This is a genomic window from Bartonella sp. AP150HLJHH, assembly GCF_042196385.1.
In the GTDB taxonomy this organism is placed as follows: Bacteria; Pseudomonadota; Alphaproteobacteria; order Rhizobiales; family Rhizobiaceae; genus Bartonella.
In genome coordinates this window covers 1-1,394 of the sequence record NZ_JBHIQC010000091.1, presented here as the reverse complement: position 1 = coordinate 1,394, position 1,394 = coordinate 1, and the positions used below count along the sequence as shown (strand labels likewise).

The 1,394-nt window shown below is 42.0% G+C and carries 1 protein-coding gene; it reads left to right on the top strand.

Features of this window, described 5'->3' with window-relative positions; genetic code table 11:
* Positions 1 to 181: 181 nt before the first annotated feature.
* Complete coding sequence (locus tag ACFING_RS09780) at positions 182 to 1,348, top strand: tyrosine-type recombinase/integrase (protein WP_375612608.1); 1,167 nt, start codon at positions 182 to 184, stop codon at positions 1,346 to 1,348.
* The last annotated feature ends 46 nt before the right edge of the window (positions 1,349 to 1,394 follow it).

The window sequence follows — 1,394 nt, the reverse complement described above, 5'->3', positions numbered from 1 at the left end:
TAAACCTACAACACACTGATTTATAATGATAATTCACTGTTTTGTATGTTGAATGAGAGTCTCGAATAACGTAAGATTCTCTCATTTCAAATCTGTTTATCTTGAATCAAACAAACCCATTTGCTTGCACGGCATAAGCGGGGCTGGCGTGTGGGTAAAACTGTATAAGAAAGGAATGAAAATGGTTCTTATGAATCGTCTTAACGCAAGGGCTGTCGCAACATTGGGAGCTGGCAAATATAATGATGGTGCCGGCTTGATCCTCCATAAGCGTAAAGATGGTGGTGCTCAATGGCTTTATCGTTATACCATTCACGGTCGGCGCCGTGAAATGGGCTTGGGCGCCTTAAGACATGTCTCTTTAAAAAAAGCCCGTGAATTGGCAAACCAATGGCGTGCTGTTTTACATGAGGGTCGTGACCCCATTAAAGAACGCGATAAACAAAAGCGTGAGGCAATGCGTAATCTTCATTATTTAAAAAACATTGCTTTAGATGCTTTTGAAAGCCGTAAAGCTGAATTAAAAAGAGATGGTAAAGCTTGTGATTGGTTTTTACCATTACGCCTTCATATTCTCCCTAAATTGGGCTGTCTGCCCGTTTCAGAGATTACACAAACAGAGATACGCAATACCCTTGCTCCTATCTGGCATACAAAAGCTGCAACAGCAGAGAAAGCACTAAATCGTCTTAATCTTTGTCTCAAACATGCGGCTGCATTAGGGTTAGATGTTGATTTACAAGCAACAGAAAAAGCACGCGCGCTCTTAGGTAAACAACGTCATAAAACCACTAATAGACCTGCAATGGATTGGAAAGATGTTCCCGCCTTTTATCAGTTACTCTGTAAAACACAAAACATAACACAACTGGCTTTGCGCTTGCTTATCCTGACAGGCGTTCGTACCAACCCTTTGCGTCATATTCGTGAAGATCAGATTGAAGATGATGTATGGACTATTCCTGCTGAGAATATGAAAGGTTTGCGTGACGCTACAACAGAATTTCGCGTACCTCTATCATCTGAAGCGCTAAAAGTGATTAAACAAGCCCGTTGTATTTCCAAAAGTAATTTCATTCTGTCTTTTTCCGGTCGTGCTCCCCTTGCTGAGAATTGTATGGCAAAATATATGAGAGACAATAAACTTGAAGCCTGCCCGCATGGTTTTCGTTCTAGTTTACGCAATTGGCTTGCTGAAACAACCGATGCTCCCTATGAGGTCGCTGAAACTATTCTAAGTCATACAGTTGGCGGCAAAGTAGAGCGTGCCTATCGTCGGACTGATTATTTAGAACAGCGCCGTGTCTATATGGATAAATGGGCGGCTTATGTCACTGGTCAATCTTAAGATATGGGGTGCATAACCCCATGATCTGTGGATAACTTTCTCTCTC

Coding starts and splice junctions, on each gene's coding strand:
- ACFING_RS09780 (WP_375612608.1), top strand. CDS start 182: ATGGTTCTTATGAATCGTCTTAACGCAAGGGCTGTCGCAACATTGGGA.